We start from the raw sequence: 16,273 nt of genomic DNA on the forward strand, positions 1-16,273 counted from the left end.
CCGAATTCTAATGCAAAGACAATGAATCTTGGAAAAATAAGTGGTAAAATAGCAGGGAAAATACAAGGATAGGGAAGCAAAGGATTGAACCTCTTCTTAGAAGGGAAACAAGAGCGTGTAACCCCCTTATGGCAATCCATGAGGAAAATGAGAGAGTGATAATGTGGAAGAAATCAAAAAACAGTATCTTTCGTATTTAAATCTGACGCTTGAACGGCCAAGCATCAATTACTTGCAGCGGCTCATCCAGCACCACTTGATCCGTGTACCATACGAGACATTCAGTAAGTTCCATTATTTCAATCACTACGATGAATATGTCCCGACCCTGCATCAGTTTGTACATAACTTGATAAACCGGGGCTGGGGAGGCACCTGTTATACACTGAATATCAACTTTGGCAGGCTGCTCAAAGAAATTGGCTTTGACATCCATTTTGTCAGGGTGAAGCCGGGACACTTAGGACTCATGGCAGTTATAGAAGGCAGGAAGCTCTATGTAGACGTGGGCTATGGGTCTCCAATCATGAAACCAGTTGAACTGGAGTCGCGCAGAAAGCATGTACTTCACGGCTTTGGCGAAGAGATTACTTTTACCCAGAAAGATCAGGCGCTGTATGAAATTGACCGCAAATCCAATGGGAAATGGTTTGTCAAAAAAGAAATTATCTGGCAGCCCCTCAGTGAAAAGGATCTTGCTTCAGACATAGAAGCCTCTTACCATGATAACGAGGAAAATGTGGTGATGCGGAGAATTACCGCGGTCCGTTTTCACGGCAACACCTGCTACTTCCTTCGCAACGGGACACTGAAGGCCATGACATACCGGAACATAAGAGAGTATCAAATGCGCGACATCGACAAATGGGTGAACACAGTCTATGATATCTACCATTTTGATAAAGAGTCGATTCAGGAAAGCATTGATTTCCTTGAAAAACGAAATATAAAAATTTTCTCATAAGCTGTCTGAAGGAATTTCCCTTTTGGCAGCTTTTTTTAATGGTAAATAATGACTCTTGTGAATATTGCAGCTACTTTAAGAGTAGTTGATTTCCGCTCCAGGTGTACGACTTCGCGGGGCGAGCGGTGAGCCTCCTCAGCTTCGCCTCTGCGGGGTCTCACCTGCCCGCTACTCCCGCAGGAGATCGTTCACCTTCCACTGCAATCAACGCTGTTTAAAAAGTTTTTTATGAAAATTACAAGCAATTAGAAATCATCTTTATAAAGAGTGCAGTTAAAGGAAAAGACAGTTGGAGAATCTCCCCGCGTGGATACAAAGCCTTTTTTTGTAGCGGTAATTTATTTTTGCACGGTAGTCATGATATTCAATGAAAGTATAGAAATTGATTTCCAAAAGAACATATATCAACTAGGTAAAATCACGAAAACACTTTATATAAGATTTTTTTATAACTTAATTATTTTTTGAAAAACTTTTTTAAAAAAGTGAAGGGGAAACAGGGAGTTCGTTCGTCTATTAGTATAGAGCAGTCGGAAAGGGGGGAGAGAGTATTGGAGGAAGAGCTGATTGAAAAAGTGAGGAACGGAAGCCACCATGCATTCCGGCTCCTTATTGAAAGATATAAAGACCAGGTCTTCCGAACGGTCTATGCAGTCCTCCGGAATCAAAAAGATGCGGAAGATGCTTCCCAGGAAGTATTCGTGAAAATCTATACTTCTCTCTCCCGGTACGAGAATCAAGGGTTCAAAACATGGATTACAAGGATTGCGGTGAACCATGCGATTGATTGCAAACGAAAGGCAGCCCGCCGGAATGAAGAAATAACCGGGAGCGCCGTTCAACCGCCTAAAGAAGATATCCTGCTGGAAAGGCTGGATTCAGTGGAAGCCAAGTTCGAGGAAAAACAGCTGCGGCTGCTGGTCAGGCGGCGGATCGGAGAAATGCCGGAGAATTACCGCAGAGTGATTCATGATTATTACATAAAGGAGAAGTCCTATAAAAAGATTGCAGAGGAACAGGAAGTAGAAGTGAAGACGATTGAAACCAAACTCTATCGGGCGAGACTCTGGATGAGAAAGCACTGGAAGGAGGAAGATTTCCAATGAAACACATACCTTATGAAGATTGGTTGAAATATGTTGAAGATGGACTGGGCGAACCGGTCCGGGAGCAATACGAAGAGCACTTATATTCTTGTGATCATTGCATGGAAATCTACCTGGCGGCACTCCAGTTCAACGAAACCTCCTTGCCTGCCCTCCCGGATGCATTGCGTTTTACCGACCAAGTTATGGCAGATGTTTTGGCCGGAAAACAGAAGGAAACCCCTGGTGCAGGAAAAGAGGAGAAGTTTTACCAGAGGGCAGCCTTCCATTATATAGTGGCGGCGGCAATGACCATTTTACTGATGACTACTGGGGTATTTCAGCAGATGATCGGATTTGCAGAGGAGTTCCAACGCAACTCCGGCCCGTCTGTAACCACTGAACTGATGAATAAGACGACCGATTTTATAAATAATGTTGAAAACGAAACGAGGAAGGAGAGAAACGAATGAAAAAAAATCCGCTTATTGCATTTTTGTTAGCATTTTTCCCGGGAGGCGGCTTGATATATCTTGGAAAGCTGCTGAGAGGAATGTTTTATACTGCAAGTGTTTTTGGTGCCGCGGTGGTGACCATCTATCTGGCCTTTTCTTACTGGTCAGTGTCGGGAATAGAATTTGTGTTTTTTATAGGAGGATTTCTTCTATATATAGTGAACTTGATCGATACCGCGATAACAGCGTCCAAGCTATATAAGACGACCACGGCAGCAGGTGATGGTGAAAAAGAAGAGAGCACACCTGAATCCGAACGCTTCTTCACGATTATATTATCGCTTGTGCCCGGGCTCGGCCACTTTCAGCTTGGCCTGATGAACAGAGGAGTGACGCTGCTGGCTGCCTTTCTTGGCTTGGCCGTGATGGTCATTTTCGTCACTGTCCTTTCATCTCGCGGGGAATTCTTAGTGTTCCTCGCTTTCCTGCCTGTTCTATGGGTGTACAGCTTTTTTGACAGCATGCAGCAGCTCGCAAAGAAACAGCGTGGGGAAGAGCTTGTCGACCAGTCAATCCTGGAAGAATTCGAGAATCGAAGGGAAGAGGGAAAAAAATCTAAATCGCTGGCGACCATGCTTTCGATTTTTCCTGGAGCAGGGCATCTGTATCTTGGCTATCAACGCAGAGGCATTCAGTTAATGGCCGCCTTCCTGTTTTCTATCTATATTATGGATGTGATGCGCCTGGGTATCTTTCTTTTCCTAGTGCCGATTATCTGGTTTTACAGCTTTTTCGATGGGCTGCAAAAGGCATCGCGATATGGAAAAGAACCGATTGAAGATATTCCGGTGATTTCCTATCTAGTGAATCATCAGAAATGGGTTGGGATCGGCCTGGTCACCCTGGGAATTTATTATTTGCTTACCAATGTTGCTCTGCCTGTGCTTCAGCCGTTCATTTATGAATATATGAAAGTGGATGCGTACTTCTGGTTTGAGCGGTATATACAGACGGCCATTGTCTGCCTTGTATTAATAGGAGGGGGCATCAAGCTGCTGGCAGGAAGCAAGAAGAAGGGGGAGACAATACAATGAGAGTTTGGCGGGTAGGATCAATTTCTATGGGGGCTGCGTTGGTTTTCTTAGGAATCATGCTGCTTCTCACACAGATTTTGGAATGGAATAAGGCTTACGTAATGACAGGGTGGTGGCCCTTCATCCTGATTGTCCTTGGCGGAGAAATATTGTTCTATTTATTTTTTGCCAATCAAGAGAATCCCAAAGTGAAATATGATGTAGTAAGCATTTTGTTTGCTGTGATTATCAGTGCTGCCGGAATCAGCCTCAGCCTTCTTCAGGCCTCCGGTGTGATGGGGGCGGTGCAAAGCTGGGTGTCAGCTGAAGAAAAGACACTGGAGATTCCAGTCTTCAATCACCCTCTCACTGATGAAATCAAACGCGTAATAGTGGACACTGGTCCCCATGATTTGACGATAGAGGGCGGGACCGGAGACGAAGTCAGCGTTTTTGGCACTTACCGTTCTACTACATATGACGGCAAAGGCAAACTGAACTCTCCAGAGGATTACCTTCAGTATGAAAAGAAAGGCGACAGTCTGTATATTTCCCTGATGGGGCTTCCATCAGAATCCGGCCCATTTGAGAGGTACAGCCAGATGGATGCCACCTTGGTTGTGCCGACTAAGGTTGGACTTCAGGTTTCAGGGCAGGATACGTCCATTACAATGAAACCGCGCCATTTGCTCAGCAACTGGTCTGTGACGAAGAGTTCCCAGGTGAATATTTTGTTATCCCAAGACAGTGATATTAACCTATTGGCGGATAAGGTTACGGACATTAGAGATGATGAGAAGTGGGAAATGGAAGAGAACAAAAATGAAGCGGAAGAGTTTCAAGATGAAGTCATTTACGAAGAGGACACAGAGAGCGGCACGTATACCACAGGGAAAGGGACTTACGAGCTGCTCATAAGCGACAGCTACAGCCTGGCAGTCAGGCTGGGTAATTAACGCTAGAAAACACCGGGGAATGCCACCCTGGTGTTTTCTTTATGAAAATTCTATGGTGACATAAAAATGTTAATAAAACCCTATCGATATGCGCCAGCGATAGACAAATTTCCCCGGAAATAAGCAAGATAAATACCGGGAAGTGTCTCTATTCGACAATCACTTTAATGCGTTAAAGCGCAAAGAGGGACTGTCCCTGGCAGTGCTTTAATGCGGCAAAGCGCCTACGGTTTCAGTATCATAAAGATGAACAGTAGTACTCCCAGGGTGGAGGCGAGATAGAAGTAGCCATTCATATTATTGAGGTAATTCTGTGCCTCCTCGGGCAGTTCCCCGGTTACATCTTTATTTTCTGGAGCGTCGAGCCACTTTCTTAAATGGCTGCTGTTAGGAGTTACGAAACCGATGACAATAATTTGAATAAGGACGTAAAGAATCAAGGAACCGAGTATCCAGACTTGAGTGAATGCCCCGTATTCACCAGCAAAGAAGAGAATAAGACCTGTGATGACGGCAAGAGTCCCGCCGATTTTCGGGAACTTTTCCAAGTGGGCGCCAAGCACCAGTGTATGCCTTAACTGATCGGCTGTTTGCTTTTTCCTTGCTAAAACATGTGCAAAGAAAGTCGGCCCTACTCCAATAAACGCGGAAAGGACATGCAGTAAAACTAGAAATTTCATTAAAAAACCTCCTTGGGAACTATTGGCATATGACATTTTATTCATAAGCAGAAGCGGGTATGTTACAAAAGAAGGGTATTCTTCACTAATAGCTTTTTTTGTAAAAAAGAGGTATGATATTTTCGGTAGATGAGTTAATATGTTGAGGCAAGATAGATAAATGATAGAGGATGGGTTTGTAACATGTCCTCCGGGGTAGTAATAAAGGTACCAAATCGGGGTTTGTAAAGCTGTCGCAGGCTTTTGAAATATCAAGATAGGATGATGGGGAATGAAAAGAGCAAGAATCATTTATAATCCGACTTCAGGACGCGAGCTTTTCAAAAAGCATCTGCCTGAAGTATTAATTAAATTAGAACAGGCAGGCTACGAAGCGTCCTGCCATGCAACCATCTGTGAAGGGGATGCAACCGAAGCTGCCCGTACAGCTGTTGAACGCAAGTATGACTTAGTGGTGGCAGCCGGCGGCGACGGAACTTTGAATGAAGTGGTCAATGGTCTGGCTGAACAGGATTATCGTCCGCGATTAGGGATTGTTCCAATGGGGACAACCAATGATTTTGCACGTGCCTTGAACATCCCAAGGGATATCGGGGCTGCGGTGGATGTCATCATCAAAGGCGACACCATTCCCGTGGATATCGGCCGAATGAACAGCAATCGCTATTTCATCAACATTGCCGGTGGAGGGCGCCTGACCGAACTGACATACGAAGTGCCAAGCAAACTGAAAACGGTATTGGGCCAGCTGGCGTACTATCTTAAAGGAGTAGAGATGCTTCCTTCCATTAAAGCAACCGACTTGACGATTGAATATGATGGAAAGTTGTTTGAAGGCGAAGCGATGTTATTCCTGATCGGACTCACCAATTCGGTCGGAGGCTTTGAAAAACTTGCTCCTGATGCGTCCATCAACGACGGAATGTTCTCTTTGCTGATTTTAAAGAAAACGAACCTGGCTGAATTCATCCGGATTGCGAGTCTGGCTGTCAGAGGTGACCATGTTAAAGATCCGAACGTTATCTATACAAAAGCAAACAGAATTAAAGTACACTCCAAAGACAAAGTCCAGCTCAATATCGACGGAGAATTCGGCGGACTGCTGCCGGTAGAGTTCGAAAATCTCTATCGCCACCTTGAAGTGTTTGTTCCGATTGATAAAATCCGTGAACAGGATCGTGCTGACACAAACTGAATATTAGAATGAAGGCCCCTTTTTAGGGGTTTTTTTGTTAGGAAATTATAAATCTGTCTGTGGTAGCGCCAATATCATACATATCTTGCTGGAAATACGCTGCTCCCGACCGAAGCAGTGCCAGCATCGTACATATCTCCACGGAAATACGCTGCTCCCGACCGAAGCAGTGCCAACATCGTACATATCTTGCTGGAAATCTGCGGCTCCCGACCGAAGCGGCGTCAACGTCGTACATATCTTGCTGGAAATCTGCGGCTTCCGACCGAAGTATCCTCAAAATCGTACATATCTCCACGGAAATATGCGGCTCCCGACCGAAGCAGTCTCAACATCATACATATCTCAATGGAAATCCACCGCTCCCGACCGAAGCATCCTCAACATCGTACATATCTCCATGGAAATGCGAGGCTCTCGACCGAAGCAGTGCCAACATCGTACATATCTCCACGGAAATACGCTGCTCCCGACCGAAGCGGCGTCAACGTCGTACATATCTTGCTGGAAATCTGCGGCTCCCGACCGAAGCATCGCCAACATCATACATATCTCCGCGTTATTCCAAGGCTCATCGCCGAAGCAGCCCCATCAGCGAAAGTTGCCGCACTTAAAAGTGAAGAAGTGTCCATTTAACATCCTCGCTGGTTTCACTTTTTAAAAAGGCCTGCCATAAAACAAAAACTCCTACAAAATAGTACACACCTGAAAACAGCTGGAAAAACCCAGTAAATCTCTATCTCCTTGCCGAAACCCCAAAAATCACCTTCAAAGACCTATACACTTATTTAATAAAACTAATACACTCTGTAGTTTACGCTGTAAACCTATTGGGAATAGGAGGATTAGAAAAAGTCAAAGGAGTTGAAGGAATGAATAATATGAACATGTATAACTTTGAGGGATTTTTAGGGAAGATTCCCGACTTTCTTCTTGCATTAGTTGTTCTTCTTATCGGGTGGCTTGTTGCCAAAGGTGTTGAGAAGGCAGTGTATAAACTGCTGAACAAGACCGGCATGGATGACAAGCTGTTCTCTCACATCCCTAACAAGAAATATTCTTCAGAAAAGATCATCAGCAAAATTGTCTATTGGATTCTGCTTCTGATCGTATTCATTATTGTTCTTAACATCTTGAATTTAAATTTGATCGCTGAACCATTAGTGAACCTGATGAATTCCATTTTCGGTGCGATTGACAATATCCTGAAAGCGGCCCTGATCCTGCTGGTAGCCTACGCATTGGCTATGCTGGTCAGCATGGGAGTTCGCAAGCTGGGTAAAGCCACGCATTTTGATCATCTGCTTGTGAAGTGGAATATGGCAGACACTGAAAAGGATGCTCATTCAGGAATTGATAAAGCCGCCAAGGTATTGTTCTACCTGGTTCTGTTATTATTCCTGCCTGCAGTTCTTTCAGCATTGGATATTACAGGAGTTTCTGAACCATTTACAGAAATGCTGAACAGCATGCTGGCATTCATTCCAAAACTGCTTGCAGCCGCATTGATTGTCCTAGTCGGATATTTCGTGGCCAAGCTGGTTCGTACGATTGTGACGAACTTCCTGCATTCAATCGGTCTTGAAAGGTTAGGGGAACGCCTTGGATTATCCAAGACGCTTAGCGGAACATCCCTTTCTTCCATTATCGGTAATATTGTTTTCATTCTGATTCTGATTCCAACTGTCATTGCAGCACTTGAAAAGCTGGATATCGAAGGGGTTTCCGGCCCGGCAATCGAGATGCTCAATGATGTTCTGACCATGCTGCCGAACATTGCTGTAGCAATTGCCTTGATCCTGGTTGGTCTATGGGCTGGCCGTTTGGCTGGCAGATGGACGACAGACTTCCTGAATAAATTGAACATCAACTCTCTGATGAGCAATATGAAATTAGGAAGCTGGAAGCCTGGGGAATCAGCAAACTCCCTTACCATCACTAAGATCTTGGGATATGTCGTACATTTTGTTATTGCCCTGCTGTTCATTGTGGAAGCACTTCAAATAGTAGAGCTTGACTTCCTTGTTACGCTTGCGACAGGTGTATTCGCCTACATTCCAAGCGTCATTGCTGCAATCGTCATCTTGGCTGTCGGCCTTTATCTTGGAAATATTGCCAAGAAAGTATTGGTCAGCATCTTGAATGGCAGCAGCAAAACGGTACTCGCGACAATTGCCAAATATGCAATCATCATTATGGCGTTCTTCATGGCGCTCGATCAGCTGGGCATTGCACAATCCATTGTCAACTCTGCCTTTATCCTGGTGCTTGGCGGACTTGCATTAGCATTTGGTCTTGCTTTCGGGCTTGGAGGAAGAGAGTTTGCATCGAACTACCTCAGCAAGATGGAGAACAACCTTTCCGACATTTCAGTCGATAAAGAAAAGGCGAAAAGAAAAGCAGAGGGAAATTCTAAGGATGACTGGACTTCTTCCATGAACGAAGACGGCACGATAGATAATCAGCCGAACCGTCCAGATGATGGATTCCCAAGAGGATAATTCAAATAATAAGGTCCGGGTTCATTCCTGGGCCTTTTATTATTAAGGAGATGAGGGGCTGTATCACGATTTGGAGGTTAACATTTTTAAAAACAATGAGGGTTTGTTAATATAGAGATACATAGCATGCAGTTTGCATTCAATGTAATAATATTCATTTTTTAAAAAGTACATACGCCTAAAGAGGTTAATTGCGGGAATAATACAGGATGGCAGGGGTTGTAATCCATGAGTATTATTCAGGAAGACTGCATAAAAACCAATACTAATTAATATCCGAAAAGTTAAATAATTAACAATATTATTACAATTTATGTTAAACTATCTGTGTTATTAAAAAAATTATAGGGGTGAATGACATGAAAAAGAGAAAATTATCCTTCAGTGCTGTTCTTCTCCTGGCTGCGGCAATGATTTTGGCTGCATGTGGCGGAGGAAGCGGCGGGGGTTCTGATGAAGGCGGAGAAGTAGACTTCATTGGAATTGCAACAGGCGGTACTGGTGGTACATACTATCCACTTGGCGGTACATTTGCGGACATCATTGGCGATGAGACAGATTATGACTCCACTGCGTCTACATCTGGAGCATCTGCTGAAAATATGGCAAGCATCAAATCTGGAGATATCGAGGTTGCCTTCACGCAGACAGACATCGCGTCTTATGCAACAGAAGGAACAGAAATGTTCTCTGATAATAAAGTTGAAAATGCACGCGGTATCGGTACCCTGTATCCTGAAACAATCCAGATTGTTACAACAACGGGATCTGGCATCGAATCTGTTGAAGATCTAGAAGGCAAAGTAGTATCTGTCGGAGAAGCGGGATCTGGTACATTGCTGAATGCTACACAGATTCTTGAAGTTCACGGGCTGACTCTTGATGATTTAAGTGCCCGTAACCTTTCTTTCGATGATTCCACTACTGGTATCCAGGATGGGACGATCGATGCAGCATTCATCACTTCCGGTACACCAACTGGAGCTGTAGAAGGACTTGCAGCGACTCAAGACGTAAATATCATTCCGGTATCTGCGGATAAAGCAGATGAGCTGATTGAGAAGTATCCTTACTATGCGAAAGATACAATCAGCGGCGGTACTTACAGCAAGCTGGACAGCGACATTGAGACAGTAGCTGTTCGTGCAATGCTTGTCACAAGCTCTGAGATCTCAGAGGATGTTATCTACGAAGTGACAAAAGCCATTTTCGAAAACACAGACAGAATCAGCCATGCAAAAGGTGAGCTGATCAGCGCGGAAAATGCACTTGAAGGAATGGGGATTGATCTTCATCCTGGAGCTGCAAAATACTTTGAAGAAAAAGGTATTTCTCAAGACTAAATAAACTTTCTTCAGGCAAGATGGAATAGGCCGATCTGATCGGTCTATTCTTTTGTTGTAAAAGGTTCTTTTCGTAACCTTTGTTGCTATTTGATAATAATTCCAGAAGAAAAACAACTTTAATTCACCGGGATAACCAAGTTAACATGAAAAGGAAAGAGCTGCTATCCCAGATTAAAGGGAAAACTCTTACTATCCGGGGATATACAAAAGCAACAATATATGCGAATACAGCCTTGTAAAAAGAAGCTCGATGAACATCCTTTTAGTATGAAAAGAGTGTTAATGCATGAAATGGAGAATAGCTGCAGCGGCAGTGTCTGTATGTGCTTTGCTCCTTCTGATTTTCGTTCCTTTTAAAACCTGTATTGTCCTGGAGTCCCTTAAACAAGAAAGCAAGGACGTTCTGGTTCCAATGCCGTCCAGTGAGGAGAGGGAGTTTTCAATCCTCTATACTCATTCCATCCACCTGTCGGATGTAATGGAAACATATAAGACAGATGATGAGTCCAATATTGTCCAGATAACCCTGGTGTACGAAGATACAGCGATTGGAATGCCAGGCGGTGCAGAAGGGGAAGAGGTTTTTGAAAGGACAGAAGACGGAAAGTACAAGATCAGCAATATGAACCGGACTTTTCCGCATATTGATATTTCTATTGGACAAGTAGCGGCAAATCACAGATTCATATACAATGAGAAAGTGTACAGATTGGCTGACTACTTTGAAAAAGGGGCACTCATCCGCATGAGTGTTCAAGAACAATCATTTTTTCAACTTTGGAAAGGAGTGATCCTAGATGGATAAAAACTCAAAAAACTTCGAGTCACTGACAGCTGAGCAGCAGCAAGAATTGTTAGAAAAATATGATCCTGAATCCTCGACACGGAAATTCACATCAGGAATAGTCAAATGGATTGTATTCTATGGATTGCTGGCATTCTCTCTATTTCAGCTGACGGCCTCAATTTTTCAATTCATTCCCAGACAACTACTTCTATCCATTCACTTAGGTTTCGCATTATCGTTAATCTTCTTATTATTCCCAGCAAGCAAAAAGAGGTCACGCAAGGATAAAGTCGCCTGGTATGATATCATTCTTGCTCTGTTGTCGATTGTCGTGGGGAGCTACTGGCCGATCATGCAGGAGGAAATCGTAAGCAGAATCGGGATCATGACCACCCTTGATTTCACGGTCGGAATCATAGCGGTCCTTCTTGTGCTTGAGGCTACACGCCGTGCGGTAGGATTGCCGATTACCATCATTGCCGGAGCCTTCCTGCTGTATATGTACTATGGAAGATCCATGCCGGGATTCCTAGCTCACCGAGGGTATGATATCGATGCAATTGTTAAGACAATGTTTTTTACAAGTGAAGGAATCCTGGGTACACCACTGTATGTATCCGCGACCTTCATCTTCCTGTTCCTGTTGTTCGGTGCCTTTTTGGTCAAGACCGGCGTCGGTCAATACTTTAACGATCTGGCCGTTTCCATTGCCGGAAAAAGAACGGGAGGACCAGCCAAAGTGGCTATTTTCTCCAGTGCTTTGCAAGGAACGATCAGCGGAAGTTCCGTTGCGAACGTGGTAACATCGGGTTCATTCACAATCCCGATGATGAAAAAGCTTGGTTATCGTAAAGAATTCGCAGGGGGAGTAGAGGCAGCCGCATCCACAGGCGGACAGCTGATGCCTCCTATTATGGGAGCTGCGGCTTTCCTTATGGTTGAATTCATTGGCGGGGTATCTTATTGGGAAATTGCGAAAGCAGCTGCCATTCCTGCTCTCCTATACTTCACTGGTATATGGATCATGACGCACTTTGAGGCAAAACGAATCGGTCTGAGAGGCTTGACTGATGAGGAAATGCCGGACAGAAAAGAAGTTTTTAAGAAAATCTATCTCTTGCTGCCGATCTTGGTGGTTATTGTCCTATTGTTCTCCGGGATGAGCGTCATGCGTGCAGCACTATGGTCCATTGTTGCCACAATCGCCATCAGTGCCATCAGGAAGGACACACGCATCAATTTCAAGGATGCGGTGGATGCCCTGGTTGACGGTGCCAGAACAGCTCTGTCAGTAGCTGCTGCAACAGCTGCGGCTGGTATCATTGTAGGTGTAGTGACGAAGACAGGCCTTGGTCTGACAATGGCAAACGGCCTTGTTGACCTTGCTGGAGACATGACGAATTCTGCTCAAGCAAAGCTGTTATTAACATTGTTCTTCACGATGGTGGCTTCCATCATCCTGGGAATGGGCTCACCTACAACGGCCAACTATGTCATCACGTCCACTATTGCAGCACCTGCTATTATCTTGCTTGGTGCACCAGAGCTATCGGCTCACCTATTCGTATTCTATTTCGGAATCATCGCGGACATTACGCCGCCGGTTGCTCTTGCGGCCTTTGCCGCCGCGGGTGTCTCTGGAGGAGAACCCATACGGACCGGATTCAATTCGGCCAAACTGGCGATTGCCGCCTTTATCATTCCGTACATGTTTGTTCTGTCACCAGAGCTCTTGATGATCGATACCACGATTCCTTATCTGATCTGGGTCGTCTTTACAGCCATCACTGGTATGATGGCCATCGGAGCGGCGATGATCGGCTTCTGGTACCGCAAAGTGACGGCTATCGAACGCGTACTATGTTTGGCAGCCGGACTTATGCTGATTTATCCTGAAGGCATGACGGATATCTTCGGATTAATCTTGTTTGTCATCATGCTTGCCCTGCAATTCATCATCAAAGGCAAGGGTGGAGAAGACAGCAAGCCGGCTACAGCTTGATCTTATAAGAAAATGACCTCCCAATGCGGGAGGTCATTTTTCATTCCGGTTTTAAAATCGTCCTCTGTAACGGCACGCCGCCCATACTGACGTTTCTCTCTAAGAAGATATATTTCTTTCCATCGATTATAAATCGTCCATCTCCTTCATACGTAACATTCCGTCCCTTACTCTTCAAATCCTGCTGTATGGCTTGAATATATTCATTGTAGTCAATATAACGCTCATCAAGATCGATTGTAATATTTCCTTTTTTATATCCCATCAGCTTGTTAAAGAGAAAGAGGCCTCCTGCCAAAACCACAATAATAATTCCTATGCTGATTAACGCCTCCATTGAACTCCGCCTCCTTTATAAAAAATACGGATGGCAGAGTAAAAGGTTTCATGTTTATGGGAAAATCAACTGGGAATTTTGCAATAAAAAAGCTATCAACTCTAATCAGGTTGATAGCTTTCATAAATTGTTTATAGAATAGTAACTGAAAACGCAATGGGGAATCCCAGCAGAAACATCCAGCCGATCTCCTGTTTATGGCGGAGCGGCAGTGAACGGACCATCCAGGACAGCACTTGAGCGATGAAGACAAAAAGGAATGTCCAAAAGATCTGGCCTATCACGAAAACGAATAAATAACCGATCGTCGATTCATTGTTAAATAAAATAGAGTAGCCGAATCCGCCGGCCAATACCCAGATTGTCACGATGATATGTATATAGGGGAGCCAAAAGCGGCGTGATTTTAAAGTCATAAGAACACCAAGAACAACGCAGCTGATCAAAATGAAGTCAACCAGAGAACTATCTTCCAACACGTACCCCTCCTATTAGTTAATCTAAGTGCTATATAACACTAAAGAGCGCTTTCTAAACGTGGTGAAATCTTCCATTCCTACATGCTTTACCTCACTAAAAGGGACAGTCCCTCTTAATGCATTAACGCATTAACGCGCGAAGAGGGACTGTCCCTGGCAATGCTTTAAAGTGTTAAAGCAAAAACGGCATGCAAAAGGGCAGCCATTGAAGGCTGCCCTTGGTAGTGATTTTCTATTTCCTAAATATTACAAAAATCGTATATCTATATTCAATAATGTATGAGATTCAGGGATTTGTTGTTTGTTTGAAAGATAAGTTCAGCTCGTTTGCTGATAGTGCTCCAAAAATCCTGGCGGGTAGAAGTATAGTGGCAGAGGGCGTAAAGATACAATAATCGTGGAAGGCATAATTAAGTCATGCTGCGCTTGTTTAAGTGATTTATACATTCCTTTTCCGCGAACTGAGTTGGCGGAATGAATGGTGATGCGGTTAGCGAAAAGTTTTTCGTGAACCATCATCTCAACCAGCATAGTGCCATTTCTTGTTTTGTTAAGAAGATCGTGATCCAATGACAGATGTTCGATGTGATAGTTTTTCAATAGATTCAAACATTCGTCAATAGTCTCAGTTAGTACAAACCCATCAGGGGCCTTGCGAATGTCATCTAGGAAAACATTGATTTTCTCCATTTCTTCGTGCTCCTTCCCATAAATAGGGATGACTCAGAGAAGTCGAAAGGACCCTAGATAAAATTTAACTATCTTTATCGTAACATAGATTCTAGTATATGTCCGGAAAAACACAAAATATTTTATAATACAATTTTGTAAAGATTATTGTCAAATGATAATGTGCAGTTTGCGGGACTTTTTTCACAGAGATTACAGGAATCTTGAACAGCCTTGAAAGATATAGTTGTAGTTTAAAAAGTCTGACAATATTTTAGCGAAATATGATAACCTAAAGAGCAAGGGCAATGTTTTCGTCAAAATCTGCACGCGAATTTCAAACCATCTGGATGCATCTCTTAAACGCTCCAGGTGCCCCTTTAAAACCCTGAAATACCGAACGAAGGAGAAGTTTTAATGGAAACACAACAATTTATATATAAGCTGAAATTGGTTGATAGATGGACAACAGAGAAAAACTGGACCGAGAAAGAAAATGATACAGTCGCACGCCATTTCCAGTACCTGACCAAACTGCTCGATGATAAAACACTTATTTTTGCAGGAAAAACCAAAGGACTGAATCCATCCACGTTCGGAATCGTAATCTTTCAGGCTGAGACAGATGATGAGGCGGAGTCGATCATGATTCAGGATCCTGCTGTCAAAGAAGGAATCATGACGGCCGAGTTATTTCCTTTTCAAGTCGCATTGATGCAGGGTCAGAGGCCATGATGAAGCCGGAACGATTAAAAAAGGGAGATACGATAGGAATCATCACGCCATCTTCACCAGCTCCGGTCCTGTTTACTGAACGATATCAAAGAGGACTCATTCAATTAAGAAATATGGGATTCAACGTCCTTGAAGGAAAGTGTTCAAAAACTTCACAAGGCTACCGGTCAGCCCCCATTAAGGAGAGGGCAGAGGAAATAAATGAATTCATCCGGGATGAGAAAGTGAAAGCCATCATAAGCACAATCGGCGGCACCAATTCCAATTCACTGCTTCCATACCTTGACTATCAAACACTGAAGGCACAGCCGAAAATTATTATGGGCTACAGCGATGTGACTGCGCTTCTATTGGGGATTTATGCCAAAACAGGAATGACAACCTTTTATGGACCGGCGATTGTACCTTCCTTCGGTGAATTTCCGGAGATGCTTCCGAAAGGCAGAGAATATTTTGAGCAGGCCGTGATGAACCCTGAGAAGGTTCCTTATACCCTCGACATCCCAGCAGAATGGACAGAGGAAATGCTGGATTGGAGGACTCAGACAAGGGAGAAAAAAATGATTTCCAATACTGGCTGGAAGTCCTTGAGGGAAGGGACAGCAAGAGGCAAACTGATCGGAGGAAATCTTAATACATTGTCGGGAATCATAGCTTCTGACTATTTCCCGGAATTAACAGGCGCAATTCTTTTCATAGAAGATTCATTCAAGGACATGGCCGTTCAGGAAAGGTCCTTGAGTATGCTGAAATTAGCAGGGGTTTTTGATGTCATAGAAGGATTGATTGTAGGCAAGCATGAACATTTTGATGACTGCAAAGCTCCGTTCACTTTTGAAGACCTGCTGCTGGAAGTCATGGACGGCCGGGAGATGCCGATCTTGACGAATGTAGATATCGGGCACACCTTTCCTTCTCAAGTCTTCCCGATCGGTATCGAATCAGAAATGGACGCAGGAGCCGGCCGCATTACGTTCCTTGAAAGCGGCGTGAAATAGCCCGGTAAGGC

The 16,273-nt window shown here is 44.0% G+C and carries 16 protein-coding genes; 12 read left to right on the forward strand and 4 right to left on the reverse strand.

The window, feature by feature from the left end:
• The first annotated feature begins 163 nt into the window (after window positions 1-163).
• The 5 genes from FZC79_RS17670 to FZC79_RS17690 all read left to right on the forward strand — a co-directional run bounded on the left by FZC79_RS17670 (window position 164) and on the right by FZC79_RS17690 (window position 4,533).
• Window positions 164-964, forward strand: a complete 801-nt coding sequence (locus FZC79_RS17670) for an arylamine N-acetyltransferase (protein WP_148948076.1) — start codon at window positions 164-166, stop codon at window positions 962-964.
• 551 nt (window positions 965-1,515) lie between these two features.
• Window positions 1,516-2,070 carry an RNA polymerase sigma factor gene (locus tag FZC79_RS17675; protein ID WP_148948077.1) on the forward strand — a complete coding sequence of 185 codons (555 nt, stop codon included), beginning with the start codon at window positions 1,516-1,518 and terminating at the stop codon, window positions 2,068-2,070.
• Window positions 2,067-2,522 (forward strand): hypothetical protein, encoded by a 456-nt coding sequence (locus tag FZC79_RS17680; RefSeq protein WP_148948078.1) that lies wholly within the window; start codon window positions 2,067-2,069, stop codon window positions 2,520-2,522. Before FZC79_RS17675 ends, FZC79_RS17680 begins: the two co-directional genes overlap by 4 nt.
• Window positions 2,519-3,598: a hypothetical protein gene (locus FZC79_RS17685; RefSeq protein ID WP_148948079.1), complete on the forward strand. Its 1,080-nt coding sequence runs from the start codon at window positions 2,519-2,521 to the stop codon at window positions 3,596-3,598. The genes FZC79_RS17680 and FZC79_RS17685 overlap by 4 nt, the downstream gene beginning before the upstream one ends.
• Window positions 3,595-4,533 carry a LiaF transmembrane domain-containing protein gene (locus FZC79_RS17690; protein WP_148948080.1) on the forward strand — a complete coding sequence of 313 codons (939 nt, stop codon included), beginning with the start codon at window positions 3,595-3,597 and terminating at the stop codon, window positions 4,531-4,533. Before FZC79_RS17685 ends, FZC79_RS17690 begins: the two co-directional genes overlap by 4 nt.
• Window positions 4,534-4,757: 224 nt before the next feature.
• Here FZC79_RS17690 and FZC79_RS17695 read toward each other — a convergent pair whose 3' ends face one another.
• The gene (locus FZC79_RS17695; protein WP_148948081.1) at window positions 4,758-5,213 is read right to left on the reverse strand and encodes a DUF2269 family protein; all 456 of its coding nucleotides are present in this window, start codon (window positions 5,211-5,213) and stop codon (window positions 4,758-4,760) included.
• Window positions 5,214-5,484: 271 nt separating this feature from the next.
• Between FZC79_RS17695 and FZC79_RS17700 the strand changes: the two genes are divergently transcribed.
• The 5 genes from FZC79_RS17700 (at window position 5,485) to FZC79_RS17720 (ending at window position 13,044) form a co-directional block, all read left to right on the forward strand.
• The gene (locus tag FZC79_RS17700; protein ID WP_148948082.1) at window positions 5,485-6,408 is read left to right on the forward strand and encodes a diacylglycerol kinase; all 924 of its coding nucleotides are present in this window, start codon (window positions 5,485-5,487) and stop codon (window positions 6,406-6,408) included.
• An 872-nt stretch (window positions 6,409-7,280) separates the two neighbouring features.
• A complete protein-coding gene (locus tag FZC79_RS17705; protein ID WP_252183380.1) occupies window positions 7,281-8,909 on the forward strand; it encodes a mechanosensitive ion channel in 1,629 nt (542 codons plus the stop codon).
• Between the two features lie 359 nt (window positions 8,910-9,268).
• On the forward strand, window positions 9,269-10,252 hold the full coding sequence (locus FZC79_RS17710) for a TAXI family TRAP transporter solute-binding subunit (protein ID WP_148948084.1): 984 nt from the start codon (window positions 9,269-9,271) through the stop codon (window positions 10,250-10,252).
• Window positions 10,253-10,541: 289 nt separating this feature from the next.
• Window positions 10,542-11,060, forward strand: a complete 519-nt coding sequence (locus FZC79_RS17715; RefSeq protein ID WP_252183381.1) for a DUF1850 domain-containing protein — start codon at window positions 10,542-10,544, stop codon at window positions 11,058-11,060.
• Window positions 11,053-13,044, forward strand: coding sequence for a TRAP transporter permease (locus tag FZC79_RS17720; protein ID WP_148948085.1), 1,992 nt, complete (start codon window positions 11,053-11,055; stop codon window positions 13,042-13,044). The genes FZC79_RS17715 and FZC79_RS17720 overlap by 8 nt, the downstream gene beginning before the upstream one ends.
• Window positions 13,045-13,084: 40 nt before the next feature.
• Here the strand turns inward: FZC79_RS17720 and FZC79_RS17725 are convergent, their stop codons facing one another.
• The 3 genes from FZC79_RS17725 to FZC79_RS17735 form a co-directional block, all read right to left on the reverse strand.
• Window positions 13,085-13,381 (reverse strand): hypothetical protein, encoded by a 297-nt coding sequence (locus tag FZC79_RS17725; protein WP_148948086.1) that lies wholly within the window; start codon window positions 13,379-13,381, stop codon window positions 13,085-13,087.
• A 131-nt stretch (window positions 13,382-13,512) separates the two neighbouring features.
• Window positions 13,513-13,857 carry a hypothetical protein gene (locus tag FZC79_RS17730; RefSeq protein WP_148948087.1) on the reverse strand — a complete coding sequence of 115 codons (345 nt, stop codon included), beginning with the start codon at window positions 13,855-13,857 and terminating at the stop codon, window positions 13,513-13,515.
• Window positions 13,858-14,178: 321 nt separating this feature from the next.
• Window positions 14,179-14,550: a cyclic-phosphate processing receiver domain-containing protein gene (locus FZC79_RS17735; protein ID WP_148948088.1), complete on the reverse strand. Its 372-nt coding sequence runs from the start codon at window positions 14,548-14,550 to the stop codon at window positions 14,179-14,181.
• Between the two features lie 396 nt (window positions 14,551-14,946).
• Here FZC79_RS17735 and FZC79_RS17740 point away from each other — a divergent pair, with 396 nt between their 5' ends.
• Both FZC79_RS17740 and FZC79_RS17745 read left to right on the forward strand, forming a co-directional pair.
• Entirely contained in the window at window positions 14,947-15,264 is a 318-nt protein-coding gene (locus tag FZC79_RS17740) for a YciI family protein (protein ID WP_148948089.1), read from the forward strand.
• On the forward strand, window positions 15,261-16,262 hold the full coding sequence (locus FZC79_RS17745; RefSeq protein WP_148948090.1) for a S66 family peptidase: 1,002 nt from the start codon (window positions 15,261-15,263) through the stop codon (window positions 16,260-16,262). The genes FZC79_RS17740 and FZC79_RS17745 overlap by 4 nt, the downstream gene beginning before the upstream one ends.
• Window positions 16,263-16,273 lie beyond the last annotated feature (11 nt).

The sequence above is a fragment of the Rossellomorea vietnamensis genome (assembly GCF_008180615.1).
In the GTDB taxonomy this organism is placed as follows: domain Bacteria; phylum Bacillota; class Bacilli; order Bacillales; family Bacillaceae_B; genus Rossellomorea; species Rossellomorea vietnamensis_D.

What these genes read in the sequence shown, in the direction of transcription:
- FZC79_RS17700 (WP_148948082.1), top strand. Translation starts at nt 5,485, where the DNA reads ATGAAAAGAGCAAGAATCATTTATAATCCGACTTCAGGACGCGAGCTT.
- FZC79_RS17735 (WP_148948088.1), bottom strand. Translation starts at nt 14,550, where the DNA reads ATGGAGAAAATCAATGTTTTCCTAGATGACATTCGCAAGGCCCCTGAT.
- FZC79_RS17685 (WP_148948079.1), top strand. Translation starts at nt 2,519, where the DNA reads ATGAAAAAAAATCCGCTTATTGCATTTTTGTTAGCATTTTTCCCGGGA.
- FZC79_RS17705 (WP_252183380.1), top strand. Translation starts at nt 7,281, where the DNA reads ATGAATAATATGAACATGTATAACTTTGAGGGATTTTTAGGGAAGATT.
- FZC79_RS17720 (WP_148948085.1), top strand. Translation starts at nt 11,053, where the DNA reads ATGGATAAAAACTCAAAAAACTTCGAGTCACTGACAGCTGAGCAGCAG.
- FZC79_RS17745 (WP_148948090.1), top strand. Translation starts at nt 15,261, where the DNA reads ATGATGAAGCCGGAACGATTAAAAAAGGGAGATACGATAGGAATCATC.
- FZC79_RS17680 (WP_148948078.1), top strand. Translation starts at nt 2,067, where the DNA reads ATGAAACACATACCTTATGAAGATTGGTTGAAATATGTTGAAGATGGA.
- FZC79_RS17695 (WP_148948081.1), bottom strand. Translation starts at nt 5,213, where the DNA reads ATGAAATTTCTAGTTTTACTGCATGTCCTTTCCGCGTTTATTGGAGTA.
- FZC79_RS17710 (WP_148948084.1), top strand. Translation starts at nt 9,269, where the DNA reads ATGAAAAAGAGAAAATTATCCTTCAGTGCTGTTCTTCTCCTGGCTGCG.
- FZC79_RS17740 (WP_148948089.1), top strand. Translation starts at nt 14,947, where the DNA reads ATGGAAACACAACAATTTATATATAAGCTGAAATTGGTTGATAGATGG.
- FZC79_RS17715 (WP_252183381.1), top strand. Translation starts at nt 10,542, where the DNA reads ATGAAATGGAGAATAGCTGCAGCGGCAGTGTCTGTATGTGCTTTGCTC.
- FZC79_RS17725 (WP_148948086.1), bottom strand. Translation starts at nt 13,381, where the DNA reads ATGGAGGCGTTAATCAGCATAGGAATTATTATTGTGGTTTTGGCAGGA.
- FZC79_RS17690 (WP_148948080.1), top strand. Translation starts at nt 3,595, where the DNA reads ATGAGAGTTTGGCGGGTAGGATCAATTTCTATGGGGGCTGCGTTGGTT.